Genomic DNA, 13,874 nt, shown 5'->3' on the forward strand with positions numbered 1-13,874 from the left:
CTCAGCCCAGTAGGCGCCGCGCGTTGCCCGCGTACACCTGGGACAGGACGTCCGGCGGCAGACCGACGGCCGAGATGTCCCAGCGACCCTGCGGAGGGATCGGGCTGCCCGGCGCGTACGGGAAGCACTCGTCCTCGGTCTCGAGGAAGCGCCAGTAGACCTCGTACGCCGCGCGACTCGGGGGGAACGCGTCCGAGCCGAACAGGACGCGGTCCGGGTGGGCCAGGATCAGGCGGCGGGTGGCGCGCGGCTGCCGGCCCAGCTCGGCCAGCCGGCCGCCCAGGTCGACGTGGAAGTTGGGGTAGCGCGTCAGCATGCCGTCGACCCAGCCGAGATCCTCGGCCGCGCAGCCGACGTGCGCCCCGATGAACGTCGTGCCCGCCGCACGGGACACCACCGCCTCCAGCGCGGCCATCAGGCGGTCGAACGTGGGATAGCCGGGTGCGCCGAACCACCACGACGGGTTCTCCGCCAGCTCCTCCAACCGCTCGTTGCGCGCGTCGAGCGGCCGGAAGAACGCGATCGGGTCCGCCGTGTGGATGAGGATCGGCAGGTTCAGCTCTCCCGCCGCCGCGAACACGTCGGTCAGGCGCGGGTCGTCGGGCAGCACCTTCGCGCCGGACGCGTCGGTGACGGTCAGCCCGAAGTCCTTCCACACCTTGACCCCGCGCGCGCCGGCATCGCGGGCGCGTCGCAACGAGGCGATCAGCGCGCCGGTCGGGTCCGGGCCGTGCAGCAGCGACCAGTCGAGATGACAAAAAGTCACAAAACGTCCAGGGTACGCGTCATCGAGGCGAGCGACATTGGCGGAGAGCTCGCCGTCCCAGCGGCCGTCGAGGTTGACGATCGTGCGCACGTTGACCTCGTCCATCAGGGCGACCAACGCGGGCACGTCCCGCACCAGCCAGTCCCCGCCGCCCAGCCAGCGGCCGAGGTGGTTGTGCACGTCGACGGCGGGCACCGCCGCCCGCGGCACGTGGGACAACGGTCGGCGAATGGCCGGCACGGGCGTGTAGTCACGCAGCCGCAGCTCCGTCATGCGCGCAGCCCTTCGGGGAGAAGGTCGCCGTGCGCCTCGGTCAGGGCGTCGCACAGCTCCCAGATCGCGTCGACGGTCAGTGAGGCGGCGGTGTTGGGGTCGACCATCGCGGCCTGACGCACGAGCCGTCGGTCGCCGGTCACCGCGGCGGCGACGGTGAGGTCGCCGACGCTGACGTAGGGCCGGTTGACCGCGGCGAGCTGCACCGGCAACGAGCCGACCGGCGACGGTCGAGCGCCCGTGCCGTCCACGGTCGTCGGCACCTCGACCGCGAACCCGGTGGGCAGGTTGTCGATCAGGCCGTGGTTGGCGACGTTGGCGACGATCTCGCGCGGCGTGCCCGTCACCATGCTGTGAATGACCTGCGGCGCGTACTCGGTCGTCCCGCGCGACAGGTCGACCGGGACGGCACCGTCGCGCATCGCCGCGTACGACGCCAGATTGGCCTCGCTGACCTTCAGGTACTCCCCGACCGGGATGCGCAGCCGCGCGAGCTCGGCGTCGTGGCGCAGGTACCACGGCACGTACTCGGCGGAGTGCTCGCTGGTCTCGGTCGGGTAGTAGCCGAGCCGGCGGTACAGCTCGACGCGCACGCGCCGGCGCAGGTCAGGGTCGGCGGCGATGGCCGCGTCGAGCAGCGGGTAGAGGTCGACGCCGTCCCGTTCCCAGCGCAGGATCCACGCCTGGTGGTTGACGCCGGCGCTCGCGAACCGCACGTCGGAGAACGGCACGTCGACGAGAGAACAGAGGCCGTGCACGGTCCAGTGGACCGAGTGGCACAGACCCAGGACGCGCAGCTCCGGCGCGATCGTGGCCAGGTAGGTCACGTTCATGGCCATCGGGTTCGTGTAGTTGAGCAGCCACGCGTCCGGGCACAGCGCGGCCATGTCTGCGGCGATGCCGGCCAGCACCGGGAACGTCCGCAGGCCGCGGAAGATGCCGCCGATGCCGATGGTGTCGCCGATCGTCTGGCGCAGGCCGAACCGGGCCGGCACGTCGAAGTCGGTTCGGGTGGCCGCGTACCCGCCGACCTGGATGGAGTTGACGACGAAGTCGGCGCCGTCGAGAGCGGCCCGGCGGTCGAGCGTGGCGACGATCGTGGGCCGCACGCCGTACGCGTCGGCGACGCGGCCAGCCAACCCAGAAGCGGTCGCGAGCCGCTCGGGGTCGATGTCGTGCAGCACGATCCGCGCGTCGGTCAGCTCGGGGAAGCCGAGGATGTCGACGAGCAGCTCGTGGGTGAAGACGACGCTGCCCGCGCCGAGGAAAACGATGGTTGTCATGCCAGCCTTCCGAAGGGGCGCGGGCAGCGCCGAGACAGCTACTGGAACGAGATGTGGTCGATGGAGATGGTGGAGTTGCCGCCGTACCAGAAGCCCATCGCGAGCTGCGACGGCGAGTTGCGGTTGATCCCGTTGGCGACCATCGGGATCCGGATGTCCTGATAGCTGGTCGTGATGACCGGGTGGCCCCCACCGTCCACAGTGAAGTCGCCGAACACCTTGGTCGAGCCGCCCAGGCCGAGGTTGAAGTGGGCCTGTTCCCCACCGGCCGCGCCCTTGATCCGCACGACCAGATACGTCCGCGAGGTCAGGTCGACCCCGACGTCGGAACCGAACCAGCCACAGTTGTTGTAGCGCAGGCTCAACGCCCCACCCGTGACCACACCGGCACCGCCACCGTCCAGGAAGCAGTTCCCGCCGGTCCACTTACCCAGATCGTTCGCCGACGGGTACGCCGGGGTGCCGTCGAAGTTGTCCAACACCAGCCCCGTCGGCGGCGGTGGGGTCGCATCGGTGGTGACGGCGACCGCATTGCTGGCCGCCGACCTGTTGCCGGCGGCGTCCCGGGCACGAACCGTGTAGGAATACGCCGTCGACGCGGTCAACCCGGTGTCGGTGAACGACGTCCCGGTCGGGCTGCCGACCAGCGTCGACCCCCGGAACACCTCGTAACCGGTCACCCCGACGTCGTCCGTGGCACCGCTCCACGACAGCGTCACCGAGGTGTCGGTCCTGGCGGGCGACGACAGGGTCGGCGCGCTCGGCGCGGTGCAGTCACCCGAGCACCCGCTCGTGGTCCCGGACACCGTCGTCGACAGTGCGGACTGGTTGCCCGCGGCGTCCACCGCACGCACCTGGTACTGGTACGTCTGGCCCGGCGAACGCCCGGTGTCCGTGAACGACGTGCCCGACGGCGAACCGGCCGGCACGCCGTTGCGCAGCACCTGATATCCGGTCACACCCACGTTGTCAGAGGAAGCCGACCACGACAGTGACACGCTCGTGTTCGTCACCCCTGACACCGTCAGACCCGACGGCACCGACGGTGCCGTGCAGTCGCCGGTGCACGACCCGACGGTGACCGCGTTCGCCAGGACGTTGTAGCCCTTGGTCGCGTCCCAGGTGCCGGTGTTCGCCAGCCGCACCGAGTAGGCCGGTCGGCTCTGCAGCGAGGCGACCGGATCCGGCAGCCACAGCGCCAACCTGTAGCTGCCCGCCACCACACCGCCGGGAACCGTGACGTTGGCGGTGACGGTGCTCGCGCCGGCCAGCCAGGCGCGCGGGTCGACGCCCGACAGCGGCAGGTTGTAGCGCTGGGTCCCGTTGTCGAGCACCAGGTAGACCGGGCGGGTCTTGACGAGCCCGGACCAGCCGTCGTTCGACAGGTGCGCGGTGAAGCTCAGACCACCGCCAGGAGCGACGGTCGTCGGGAACGTCGCGTCGAGCAGCCTGAGCCGATAGCCCAACTTGCGCTTGATGCGCGTGAAGCAGGTCTCGGCCGGGTCGTTCCCGCCCGCCGCCAGGTTGGCCGCCTTCCACTTGTCGGTGTTGACGGCGGCGTAGTCCTCGTTGATCTCGGTGAAGTTGAGCTTCCGCATCTCTTCCTGCGCGTTGACGCACGCGGCGTCGTTGTAGCCGTCGGCGCCGCAGGTCTCACCTCCGACCATCTTGTTGAATCCGGTCGAGGTGGCCAGGTCGTACATCCACTGCTTCTTCTGCTCGATGTAGTACCAGCCCATCCAGGACGGGTTGTCGTAGGTGCCCATGTCGTTGTAGTCGGCCAGGAAGCAGTCGTTGTGGAAGCCGATCCGGTCCTTCTGTGCCTGGGTCAGGCCGCAGCCGCCGGGCACGACACACGAGGTGGGGTCGACGACCTCCTTGATGTAGATGGGATAGCGCATCGCGAGCGGGATCGTGACCGGGGTGGTGTCGGCGATCCGCTTCATGATGCGGTAACGGGCCGGCGCCTCCTCGACCGACGACGGGTTGGTCAGCCCGCCGGTGTGCCACTCGCCCCAGGCGCCGAGGTAGCCGGTCTCCAGGTGCAGGACCACGTCGGCGTTGGCGGTGACGACGGCGTTGAGCTGGCTGATGTGCCCCAGAATCTGCGCCTCGTCGACGCTGACATAGCCGTCCCAGGTGTACGCGGGCCGCAGCACGACCTTCATGCCGGCTGCTCGCACGGCCGCCAGTCCGGAGGCCAGGTTGTCCAGCAGTGCCTGTGGCAGCGGCTGCGTCCGGTACTTGTCGAGGTGGACGTAGCTGTGGATCAGCGTGTTGCCGTTCGTCCTGGCGCGGGCGAACGTGCGGTCGAGCAGGTCGGGGTTGAACCCGGGAATGGTGGCGGCGTTGACGTAGTCGTTGACCGCCGGGTCGTTGATGATCTCGTAGCGGTTGTGGTAGCCGCGTTCCGGGTTGGCGAACGCGGTGGCCAGGTCGGCCTGGTAGGTGACGGTGGCGGCTTGGGCCGGCGCGGAGCCGAACGCCACCGTCGCCGCCAGCACCGTGGTCACGGTGAGCACCCGCAGGGTGCGAGCGAACATGATGCTCTCCCCTACTGGAACGAGATGTGGTCGATGGAGATGGACGAGTTGCCGCCGTACCAGAAGCCCATCGCGAGCTGCGACGGCGAGTTGCGGTTGATCCCGTTGGCAGCCATGGGAATGCGGATGTCCTGATAGCTGGTCGTGATGACCGGGTGGCCTCCACCGTCCACAGTGAAGTCGCCGAACACCTTGGTCGACCCACCGAGCCCTAGGTTGAAGTGAGCCTGCTCCCCACCGGCCGCACCCTTGACCCGCACGACCAGACACGTCCGCGAGGTCAGGTCGACCCCGACGTCGGAACCGAACCAGCCACAGTTGTTGTAGCGCAGGCTCAACGCCCCACCCGTGACCACACCGGCACCGCCACCGTCCAGGAAGCAGTTCCCGCCGGTCCACTTGCCGAGGTCGTTCGTGGAGGGGTAGGCCGGCGTCCCGTCGAAGTTGTCCAGCACCAGCCCGGTCGGCGGCGGTGTCGCCGCGTTGGTGGTCACCGAGACCGTGTTGCTGGCGGCGGACCGGTTGCCGGCCGCGTCACGCGCCTTCACCGTGTAGGAGTACGCCGTCGACGCGGTCAGACCGCTGTCGGTGAACGTCGTCCCGGTGGGGCTGCCGACCAACGCCGAGCCCCGGAACACCTCGTAACCGGTCACCCCGACGTTGTCCGTGGCAGCCGTCCACGACAACGAGACCGTGGTGTCGGTCTTCGCGGGCGACGACAGGGTCGGGGTGCTCGGCGCGGTGCAGTCACCCGAACACCCGCTCGTGGTGCCCGAGACCGCGGCCGACAGACCGGACTGGTTGCCCGCCGCGTCGACCGCACGCACCGTGTACTGGTACGTCTGTCCCGGCGCACGACCAGTGTCGGTGAACGAGGTCCCCGACGGCGAGCCGGCCAGGACGCCGTCGCGCAACACCTGGTAGCCGGTCACCCCCACGTTGTCCGTGGACGCCGACCACGACAGCGAGACGCTCGTGTTCGTCACCCCGGACACCGCGAGGTTCGACGGCACCGAGGGCGCGGTGCAGTCGCCCGTACACCCGCCGGTGGTCATGCTCCCGAGGTTGACCCAGCCGTCCGTGCCCTGGTTGGCGTTGGCGAACGACAGCGGCAGGGCCGGGCGCCACTGGTCGATGATCCAGTCGGTCAGCCGGCTGGCGGCCGGACGCGCGCGCAGCACCTCGGGCGTCACGGTCTCGAGGGGGTTGCGGACCTTCAACACGAGGCTGTACGAGCCCGCGGGCACGCCGGCCGTGCTGACGTTCGCGGAGAAGGTGATTGGACGGCCGAAGTCGAGATAGGTCGGGTCGCCGCCCACGTTCCAGTCGGGGAACGCCCGGATCTTCAGCGGCTGCACCTGCCGCAGGTCCCAGTTGGTGTCCCAGGTCTTGACGATCGCCCCGGACGCGTTGCGCAGGCCGATGACCGTCGTCCACGGGTAGTAGAACGGCGCCACGCCGTTGTTCTGCATGGTGACGCCGACCTTGAACGTACCCGAGGCGGTGCTGTTGAAGTTGGCCTGCGGGATGTGCAGGTTGTAGCCCATCTTGCGCACACCCGCGGCCACCTTCGCGTCGCCGGTGCTGTAGCCGCCGGCTCCGGTCTGGTTGATCATCCAACTGATGTGGGTGAGCTCGGTCGCGGCGAGCACGTCGTCGACCTGTCCACCGCCGCCCGGCCAGTTGGCGTACAGGCTGCCCTGGATCTCAGGTCTGGCCTCGCCGCCGATCGACTGGGTGACCCACCGGTTCTCGGTGCCGGTGTTGAGCTGCAGTTGGAGGAACGCGTCGTCCCAGCCGTTCATCGAGACCGGCAGGGTCATCCCCTTCAACGCGTTGCCGCGCCACTCCTTGTAGGGCCAGGAGTCGTCGTGGAAGCCGATGTTCGCGTTCTCGGTGCCGGCCAGTGGGTAGCGGACCTCGAGCTGGATGTTGCTGAAGGCGCTGTCGAACGCGCCCACCAGCGTGCGGATGGTGGTGTCGGTGGGCATCAGGTTCGGGTAGCCGTCGGCCGTGTCGCGGTCGTAGGGCCAGGTGTGCCATTCGCCCCAGAGGCCGACCAGGCCCATCGTCATGAAGCCGATGCGCGGGTCCGCCGTGCCCCCGGGGCCGGCCCGGTCGTAACGGGCCGCGAACGCGTTGATGAAGCTGGTGAGCGCGGCGATGACGTCAGGGTCGTCGTAGTCCGGGCTGACGGTGCCCCAGAAGCCGTTGGTACGCAACGCCATCCTGCCGTTCAGACACGGCGGGATGCCGTTGCCCGGGTGCGTTCCGCTGCCGCCGGGATACTCGACGTAGAACCGGAACGCGACCTGACGGCCCCAGACCGCCGCCTCGTCGAGCGCCTTCTCGAAGACGCTCCAGTCGAAGACCGAGCAGCTGGTGGGGTCCTTCATCACCTCGTTGAGGGCGAAGTAGCTCCAGACCAGGCCGCCGGGGTACTTCGCGCCCAGGTTGTCGCCGGGAAAGAGATAGGGCGCGAAGCCCTTGAGCGGTTGTCCGAGCGGAGCGTCGGCGTAGGTGTAGGTGTGGGTGGCCAGGCTCGTGTCGGGTCCAGGGCCGGCCGGCGGGCGGGACGGTGGGCCCGCCGGCGCGGCGACCGCGGTGCTCGACGCCAGCAGCAGGGTGAGCACCGCGGCGCTGGTGACGAGCAGCTTGCGTAGTGATGCCATGAACCGTGTTCCCTTCGGGACGGAGTTAGGAACAGGTGCGGGGGGTGCGTGCCGTCAGCGGGTCGTGACGGCACCTAGGTGCAGCCAGCCGGACTGGTTGTCCTGGCCGGTGTTGGCGAACCGCAACGGGATGCCGTTACGCAGGGGGTTGGGCACGCGCAGGACGATGTCGTAGCGGCCGCGCCGCAGGCCGTGGGTGTCGATCCGGGCTGACAGCAGGGTGGGATCGGCGCCTGGCTGGATGCCCGCGACGGACCACGGGGTGTGCCAGCGCCTGACGACGTGGCCCCGGCTGTCGACGGCGGCGAGCTCGACCGGCCAGTCGTAGTAGAACGGCGCGGCGCCGCGGTTGGCCACCTTGACGGAGACGCGGTCGCCGGACAGCGCGGCCTCGGTGACGGTCAGCTCGTAGCCCAGGGCGTTGGAAGCCGCCAGGGCACGGGCCTTGTTGTCGCCGGAGTAGCCGTCGCCCGCGAACGCCGCGTGGTTGATGAGCCAGGAGGCGTGGGTCTGGGCGACCGAGTCCGCGTAGTCCTCGTACTGGCCGCAGCTGACCGGCTCGTCCCACAGGCACGACTGGATCTCGGGGCGCAGCTCGCCGCCGATGGGCTCCTCGCGCCACTTCTCGGTCACGCCCTGGTCGATCAGGCGCTGCACGAAATGCCACGACTGGTTGGGCAGGGTCTCGAAGGCGAACGAGTCGTCGTGGTAGCCGATGCCGAGGGTCCTGTTCTCGGGGCTGGGATAGCGGGCCAGCAGGCGGGTCTCGTCGAACGCGGCCTCGTAGCGGCCGAGCACCCGGGTCAGCACGTCGGTGCCGGGCATCCAGTTCTCGGGTTGGGTCCAGCCGTCGTACGGCCAGGTGTGCCATTCGCCCCAGAAGCCGACCAGGCCGAGGGTGATGAAGCCGATCCGCGGGTCACCGTCGTAGCGCCGGCCGAGGGCGGTGATGAAGCTCTCCAGCGCTGACACGAGCCGCGGGTCGGCGTAGTCCGGCGAGACGCTGACGCCGTTGTTGCCGAAGTCGGGGTACGGGCGCGTGACCAGGCCTTGGTCCAGCAGGTACTGCGGGATGCCCGTCGGCTTGCCCGGGTAGTCGAGGTAGAAGCGGAACACGGCCTGGTGGCCGCGCGACGCGATGTCGTCGAGCTGCGCCTCCAGTGCGTCCCAGCGGAACTGCTTCGGGCCGGTCATCACGTCGCGCAGGGGCAGGTAGAACCACTCCATGCTGTACGGGAACGTCTCGTAGTCGCCGGCGTACGGCAGGAAGCCCTTGAGGGGGTTGTCGGCGGGCGCGGGAGCGTAGGCGAGCTGCGTCCACCGTGGATGTGACGGCGGATGGGCGACGGCCGGCGTGCCGCTCGCGACGACGAGGGTCGCCAGCAGGGCTATGGACAGGCGCAGGGCGCGACGGATCATGATCGCGGCCTCCTCGGCAGCTTCTGAAGTAATACGAAGAGGTGTTGACAAAATTCCGAAGGTCTACATCATTATTCGAGAACGGGGCGGCTGGCAAGAGCCAACCGAGCTCTGCTTGCCGAGGATCGAAATCAGAGGCGATCTATGAGAACGACGAAACGGCGCGACGACCGTCGTGCGGCGTGGTGGTTCCTGTTGCCGGTGCTGGTGGGCTTCGCGGTCTTCTACGGCTACCCGGCCCTCCGCGGCGCCTGGTACTCGGTCACCGACTACACGATGCTCAACCAGCCCTCGTTCGTGGGCGCCGACAACTACACGGAGCTCGCCCGCGACGGCGAGTTCTGGCACTCGCTGCTCGTCACCGTCTGGTACGTCGTCCTCAACATCGGCTCGCAGACGCTGCTCGCGCTGGGCGTCGCGTCGCTCATGCACCGGCTGACCCGGTCGACGGTGCTGCGGGCGGCGTTGCTGCTGCCGTGGCTCGTGCCCAACGTGACCGTGGGTCTGCTCTGGATGTGGCTGTTGGACACCAACCTGGGGTTCGTCAACCATCTGCTGACCTCGCTCGGCGTCGGCCCGGTCGGGTTCCTCACCGACGCGGCCTGGGCGATGCCGTCGGTCGCGGCCATCAACACGTGGGCCTACACCGGATACACGGCGCTGCTGCTCTACGCCGGGATGCTCCAGATACCGCAGTACCTCTACGAGAGCGCCGCGATCGACGGCGCCAACGAGTGGCGGATGTTCCGCCGGATCACGCTGCCGCTGCTGCGGCCGGTCCTGGCGCTGGTCCTCGTGGTCTCGCTGATCGGGTCGTTCCAGATCTTCGACACGATCGCGGTCACCACGTTCGGCGGCCCGGTCTCGGCGACCCGGGTCATCTACTACTTCATCTACGAGCAGGCGTTCCGCTACTTCCACATGGGCTATGCCGCGGCGGCGGCGATCTGCCTCGCGCTGATCCTCGGCGTGCTCACCGCGATCCAGATGCGCCTGCTGCGCGCGTCCCGGTCGGACCTGGCGTAGGGGGCCGCACGCATGCGTACTCGTCGAAAGCTCAGTGCCGGTCGGGTGTTCGCCTGGATCGCGATGATCACGTTCGTCGTGGTCACGGTGTTCCCGTTCTGGTGGATGGTCCGGACCGCGCTCACCCCGGCCGCCGACCTGTTCACCGACAACGGCAGCCTGTTGCCGCACGACCCGACGTTCGTCAACTTCCTCCGGGTGCTCGGCCTGACCACGGAGGCCGAGGCCCGCGCGGCCGGCGGCTCCGGCGCGAAGATCGACTTCGCCCGGTACCTGCTCAACTCCGTCATCTACTGCGCGCTGATCGCCGGGTTCCAGACGCTGTTCTGCGCGATGGCCGGATACGCCTTCGCCCGGCTGCGCTTCCCGGGCCGCGACCCGGTCTTCGCGATCCTGATCGCCGCGCTGATGGTCCCGCCGATCTTCACGCTGCTGCCCAACTTCATCCTGGTCAAGGACCTCGGCCTGATCAACACGATGGCCGGCATGGTCGCGCCGACGATCCTGATGACGCCGTTCGCGGTGTTCTTCCTGCGCCAGTTCTTCCTGTCGCTGCCGCGCGACGTGGAGGAGGCGGCCATCCTCGACGGCAACGGCCCGTGGGGCATCTTCTGGCGCATCGCGCTGCCGATGAGCCGCGGCCCGCTGATCACCATCGGGCTCACGACGATCGTCTGGGCCTGGAAGGACTTCCTGTGGCCCCTGCTGGTCGGCCGCGGTGAGGAGAACCGCCTCGTCACCGTCGCACTCGGCGTGTTCCGCCAGCAGTCGCCCAACACCGCACCCGACTGGACCGGCCTGATGGCCGCCTCGACGCTCTCGGTGCTGCCCGTCCTGATCCTGCTGGTCTTCATGGGCAAGCGGCTCGTCCAGTCCCTGAACTTCACCGGTAGCAAGTGACCCACCCCCACTCCCCCCGCAGAGAAGAGGACGAGATGATCCGCAGATCACGTGCCGGGGCAGCGCTGCTGTCCTTGGCCATGGCCGCCGGCCTGGCCGCTTGTGGTAGCGGCGACTCCGGCGACGAGGCCGGTGGCGCCGTCACGCTGGACTACTGGCTGTGGGACGACAACCAGAAGGCCTCGTACCAGGCCTGCGCCGATGCCTTCCACACCTCGAACCCGAACATTACGGTCCGGATCACACAGTCGGCGTGGGACCAGTACTGGCAGAACCTGACCACCCAGCTCGCCGCCGGCGAGGCGCCCGACGTGTGGACCAACCAGGGCTCCTACTACCCGCAGTTCGTCACCTCGGGTCAGATCCTCGACCTCCAGCCGTACGTCGACGCCGACAAGGTCGACCTGTCGCAGTACCAGGGCGGCCTGGCCGACCTGTTCGTCAAGGACGGCGCCCGCTACGGCCTGCCGAAGGACTGGGACACCATGGCCCTGGTCTTCAACACCGAGCACCTCAAGGCGCAGGGCGTCGACGCGGCCACGCTGAAGGACCTGACCTGGAACCCCACCGACGGCGGTACGTTCGAACAGCTCATTGCCAAGGCCACGGTGGACAACGCGGGTCACAACGGCCTCGACCCGGCGTTCGACAAGTCGAAGGTGAAGACGTTCGGCTTCCTGCCCGAGTTCAAGGACGGGTCGCAAGGTCAGAACGGCTGGGGCAACTTCGCGGCCTCGCTCGGCTTCACCTACCTCGACAAGAACCCGTGGGGGACGCAGTACAAGTACGACGACCCCCGGCTGGCCCAGGTGATCGACTGGTACAAGTCGCTGATCGCCAAGGGCTACAGCCCGGCGCTGGACAAGGCCTCCACGCTCGCGAACGACGCGCTGATGAACGCGGGCAAGGGCGCCATCACCATCACCGGCTCCTGGATGATCAACAGCTACCTCGGTGACACCGCGAAGGTGAAGTTCGCCTTCGCGCCGCTGCCGGCCGGCCCGCAGGGCCGCAAGTCGGCGATCAACGGCCTGTCGGACGCGATCTGGACCGGCACGGAGCACAAGGACGAGGCCTGGAAGTGGGTCAAGTTCCTCGCCTCTCCCGACTGCCAGAACATCGTCGGCGGCAACGCCGTGGTCTTCCCTGCCATCAAGGACGCCAGCGAGAAGGCGCTCGACGCCCACAAGGCCAAGGGACGCGACGTGCAGGCCTTCATCGACGAGGCCTCGGCGCCCGGCGGCACGTTCTTCCTGCCCATCACCGACCACGGCAGTGAAGTCAGCCAGATCGTGCAGGACGCCATCCAGTCGGCCGTGCTCGGCCAGACCGACTCGGCCTCCGCGCTGAAGAAGGCCAACGACCAGGTCAACGCGCTTTTCAAGTAGCCCGACCCGGTGCGGCGGGGCTGGTCGCCCCGCCGCGCCTCTCACCTCGCCGAGGAGAACGATGGCACTGCTGATCGAGCTGGCCGGGCGCACCTTCGCCCTCGAACACGACGGCACCGGCAGCCCGCAAGCAGCCGACGGGGGTCTGATCCTCCCGCCTGGACGCGTCGCACTGTTGCACGGACTGGGCGACGCCCTGTTCTACCGGCACGGGCAGAACTCCTGGAGCCCCTGCGGTTGGCGGCGGCTGAGCGAGCCACCGCTGCGCATCGCCAACCCGCAACGGCGCGTCACGGCCGACGACGACGTCTGGGACGACCCGGCGCGCCACCACTCGTCGGCCGTGGCCGCGCTCGACACCGGCGACGGCAACGTGCTGCTGCTCGGTGGGCTGGGCCTGGGCACGCCGCGGTTGACCGCCGACCGCGACACCTTGGCCGGCTGGTACGAGCGCGGTGCTGCCCCGTGGTTCGCCGCCTACGGCCCTGAGGAAGAGGTGTTCGCCGCGTACACGCGGCAGCTGTCGGCACGGCTCGGCAGCAGCACCCGCCGGGCGGGAAACGTCTGGTGCTCCTGGTACGCGTACTACGAGGCCATCACCGAGCAACAGCTCGCGAAGGACATCAACGACCTGCGCGGGCTGCCGTTCGACGTGGTGCAGGTCGACGACGGCTGGGAGCGGCTCGTCGGCGACTGGCAGCCCAACCACAAGTTCCCGTCGGGCATGCGGGCGCTGGTCGACCGGATCACCGACGTCGGAATGGTCGCGGGGCTGTGGCTGGCGCCGTTCATCGCGCTGCCCACGGCTTCGGTGCCGCGTTCGCTTCTGCTGCGCGACGCTCGGGGCGATCTGGTGATCGCCGGGCACAACTGGGGCACGGGATATCACGCCCTGGACCTGTCGCGCCCTGACACCCTCGACTATCTCGGCTCGCTGATCCACCGGGTCGTCCACGAGTGGGGTTTCCGCTATCTCAAGCTCGACTTCATCAATGCCGGAGCGGTGCCGGGGGTACGTCTCGACGACGCCGAGCGCGAACAGACGTACCGGGCTGCCCTGGCCCTCGTGCGTCAGGTCGCCGGCGACGACGTCTACCTGCTCGGCAGCGGCGCGATCCTGCTGCCGTCGCTGGGGATCCTCGACGGGCTGCGCAGCGGACCTGACGTGGCGCCGATGTGGCAGAACTACGCGAGCGACGACCCGTCCGACGCGATGGCCCGCAACGCGGTGGTCAACACGCTGCACCGCCTGTGGCACCAGCCGTTGGCCGAGGTCGACCCCGACGTCATCTATTTCCGCAGCCGGTTGAACCTGCTCACCGACCAGCAGCTCGCGTGGCTGCGCGACCTGGCCGACGTGAGCCGCTTTCGCGCGGTGTCGGACCCGCCGAGCTGGCTGACGCCCGGCGAGCTCGACGACATGGTGTCCTACCTGTCGTCGCGGCCGGAGGTTCGGCGGCTCGGTCGCTACGAGTACACGATCGACGGACGGGCGGCCGACTTCACCGGGGCGGTCCTGCCGTCGTCGGCCGCGTACCCGATTTCGTGAGGTTGCTATTTTGTAAAGGTCAAAGCGTATTAGCGCGGCCTGCCGCGCCCAGGAA

The 13,874-nt window shown here is 68.9% G+C and carries 9 protein-coding genes; 4 read left to right on the forward strand and 5 right to left on the reverse strand.

Features of this window, described 5'->3' with window-relative positions:
* Nucleotide 1: 1 nt before the first annotated feature.
* From AB0J88_RS33410 to AB0J88_RS33430, 5 genes are read right to left on the reverse strand one after another with little or no spacing between them, the layout of a single operon-like run.
* Entirely contained in the window at nucleotides 2-1,039 is a 1,038-nt protein-coding gene (locus AB0J88_RS33410) for an amidohydrolase family protein (protein WP_364356749.1), read from the reverse strand.
* Nucleotides 1,036-2,322, reverse strand: a complete 1,287-nt coding sequence (gene melA, locus AB0J88_RS33415) for an alpha-galactosidase (protein ID WP_364356746.1) — start codon at nucleotides 2,320-2,322, stop codon at nucleotides 1,036-1,038. The genes AB0J88_RS33410 and melA overlap by 4 nt, the downstream gene beginning before the upstream one ends.
* Nucleotides 2,323-2,360: 38 nt before the next feature.
* Nucleotides 2,361-4,865 carry a DUF4832 domain-containing protein gene (locus AB0J88_RS33420; RefSeq protein ID WP_364356744.1) on the reverse strand — a complete coding sequence of 835 codons (2,505 nt, stop codon included), beginning with the start codon at nucleotides 4,863-4,865 and terminating at the stop codon, nucleotides 2,361-2,363.
* An 11-nt stretch (nucleotides 4,866-4,876) separates the two neighbouring features.
* A complete protein-coding gene (locus AB0J88_RS33425) occupies nucleotides 4,877-7,537 on the reverse strand; it encodes a fibronectin type III domain-containing protein (RefSeq protein ID WP_364356741.1) in 2,661 nt (886 codons plus the stop codon).
* A 54-nt stretch (nucleotides 7,538-7,591) separates the two neighbouring features.
* Nucleotides 7,592-8,956, reverse strand: a complete 1,365-nt coding sequence (locus AB0J88_RS33430) for a DUF4832 domain-containing protein (protein ID WP_364356738.1) — start codon at nucleotides 8,954-8,956, stop codon at nucleotides 7,592-7,594.
* Between the two features lie 144 nt (nucleotides 8,957-9,100).
* On the opposite strand from AB0J88_RS33430, the gene AB0J88_RS33435 reads away from it, so the two are divergent.
* The 4 genes from AB0J88_RS33435 (at nucleotide 9,101) to AB0J88_RS33450 (ending at nucleotide 13,819) form a co-directional block, all read left to right on the forward strand.
* Nucleotides 9,101-9,982, forward strand: coding sequence for a sugar ABC transporter permease (locus AB0J88_RS33435; protein WP_364356735.1), 882 nt, complete (start codon nucleotides 9,101-9,103; stop codon nucleotides 9,980-9,982).
* Between the two features lie 12 nt (nucleotides 9,983-9,994).
* The gene (locus AB0J88_RS33440) at nucleotides 9,995-10,882 is read left to right on the forward strand and encodes a carbohydrate ABC transporter permease (RefSeq protein ID WP_364356732.1); all 888 of its coding nucleotides are present in this window, start codon (nucleotides 9,995-9,997) and stop codon (nucleotides 10,880-10,882) included.
* Nucleotides 10,883-10,917: 35 nt separating this feature from the next.
* A complete protein-coding gene (locus AB0J88_RS33445; RefSeq protein WP_364356729.1) occupies nucleotides 10,918-12,270 on the forward strand; it encodes a sugar ABC transporter substrate-binding protein in 1,353 nt (450 codons plus the stop codon).
* Between the two features lie 61 nt (nucleotides 12,271-12,331).
* Nucleotides 12,332-13,819 (forward strand): glycoside hydrolase family 36 protein, encoded by a 1,488-nt coding sequence (locus tag AB0J88_RS33450; RefSeq protein ID WP_364361133.1) that lies wholly within the window; start codon nucleotides 12,332-12,334, stop codon nucleotides 13,817-13,819.
* Nucleotides 13,820-13,874 lie beyond the last annotated feature (55 nt).

Origin of the sequence: Asanoa sp. NPDC049475 (genome assembly GCF_040676915.1) — a bacterium.
GTDB lineage: Bacteria > Actinomycetota > Actinomycetes > Mycobacteriales > Micromonosporaceae > Asanoa.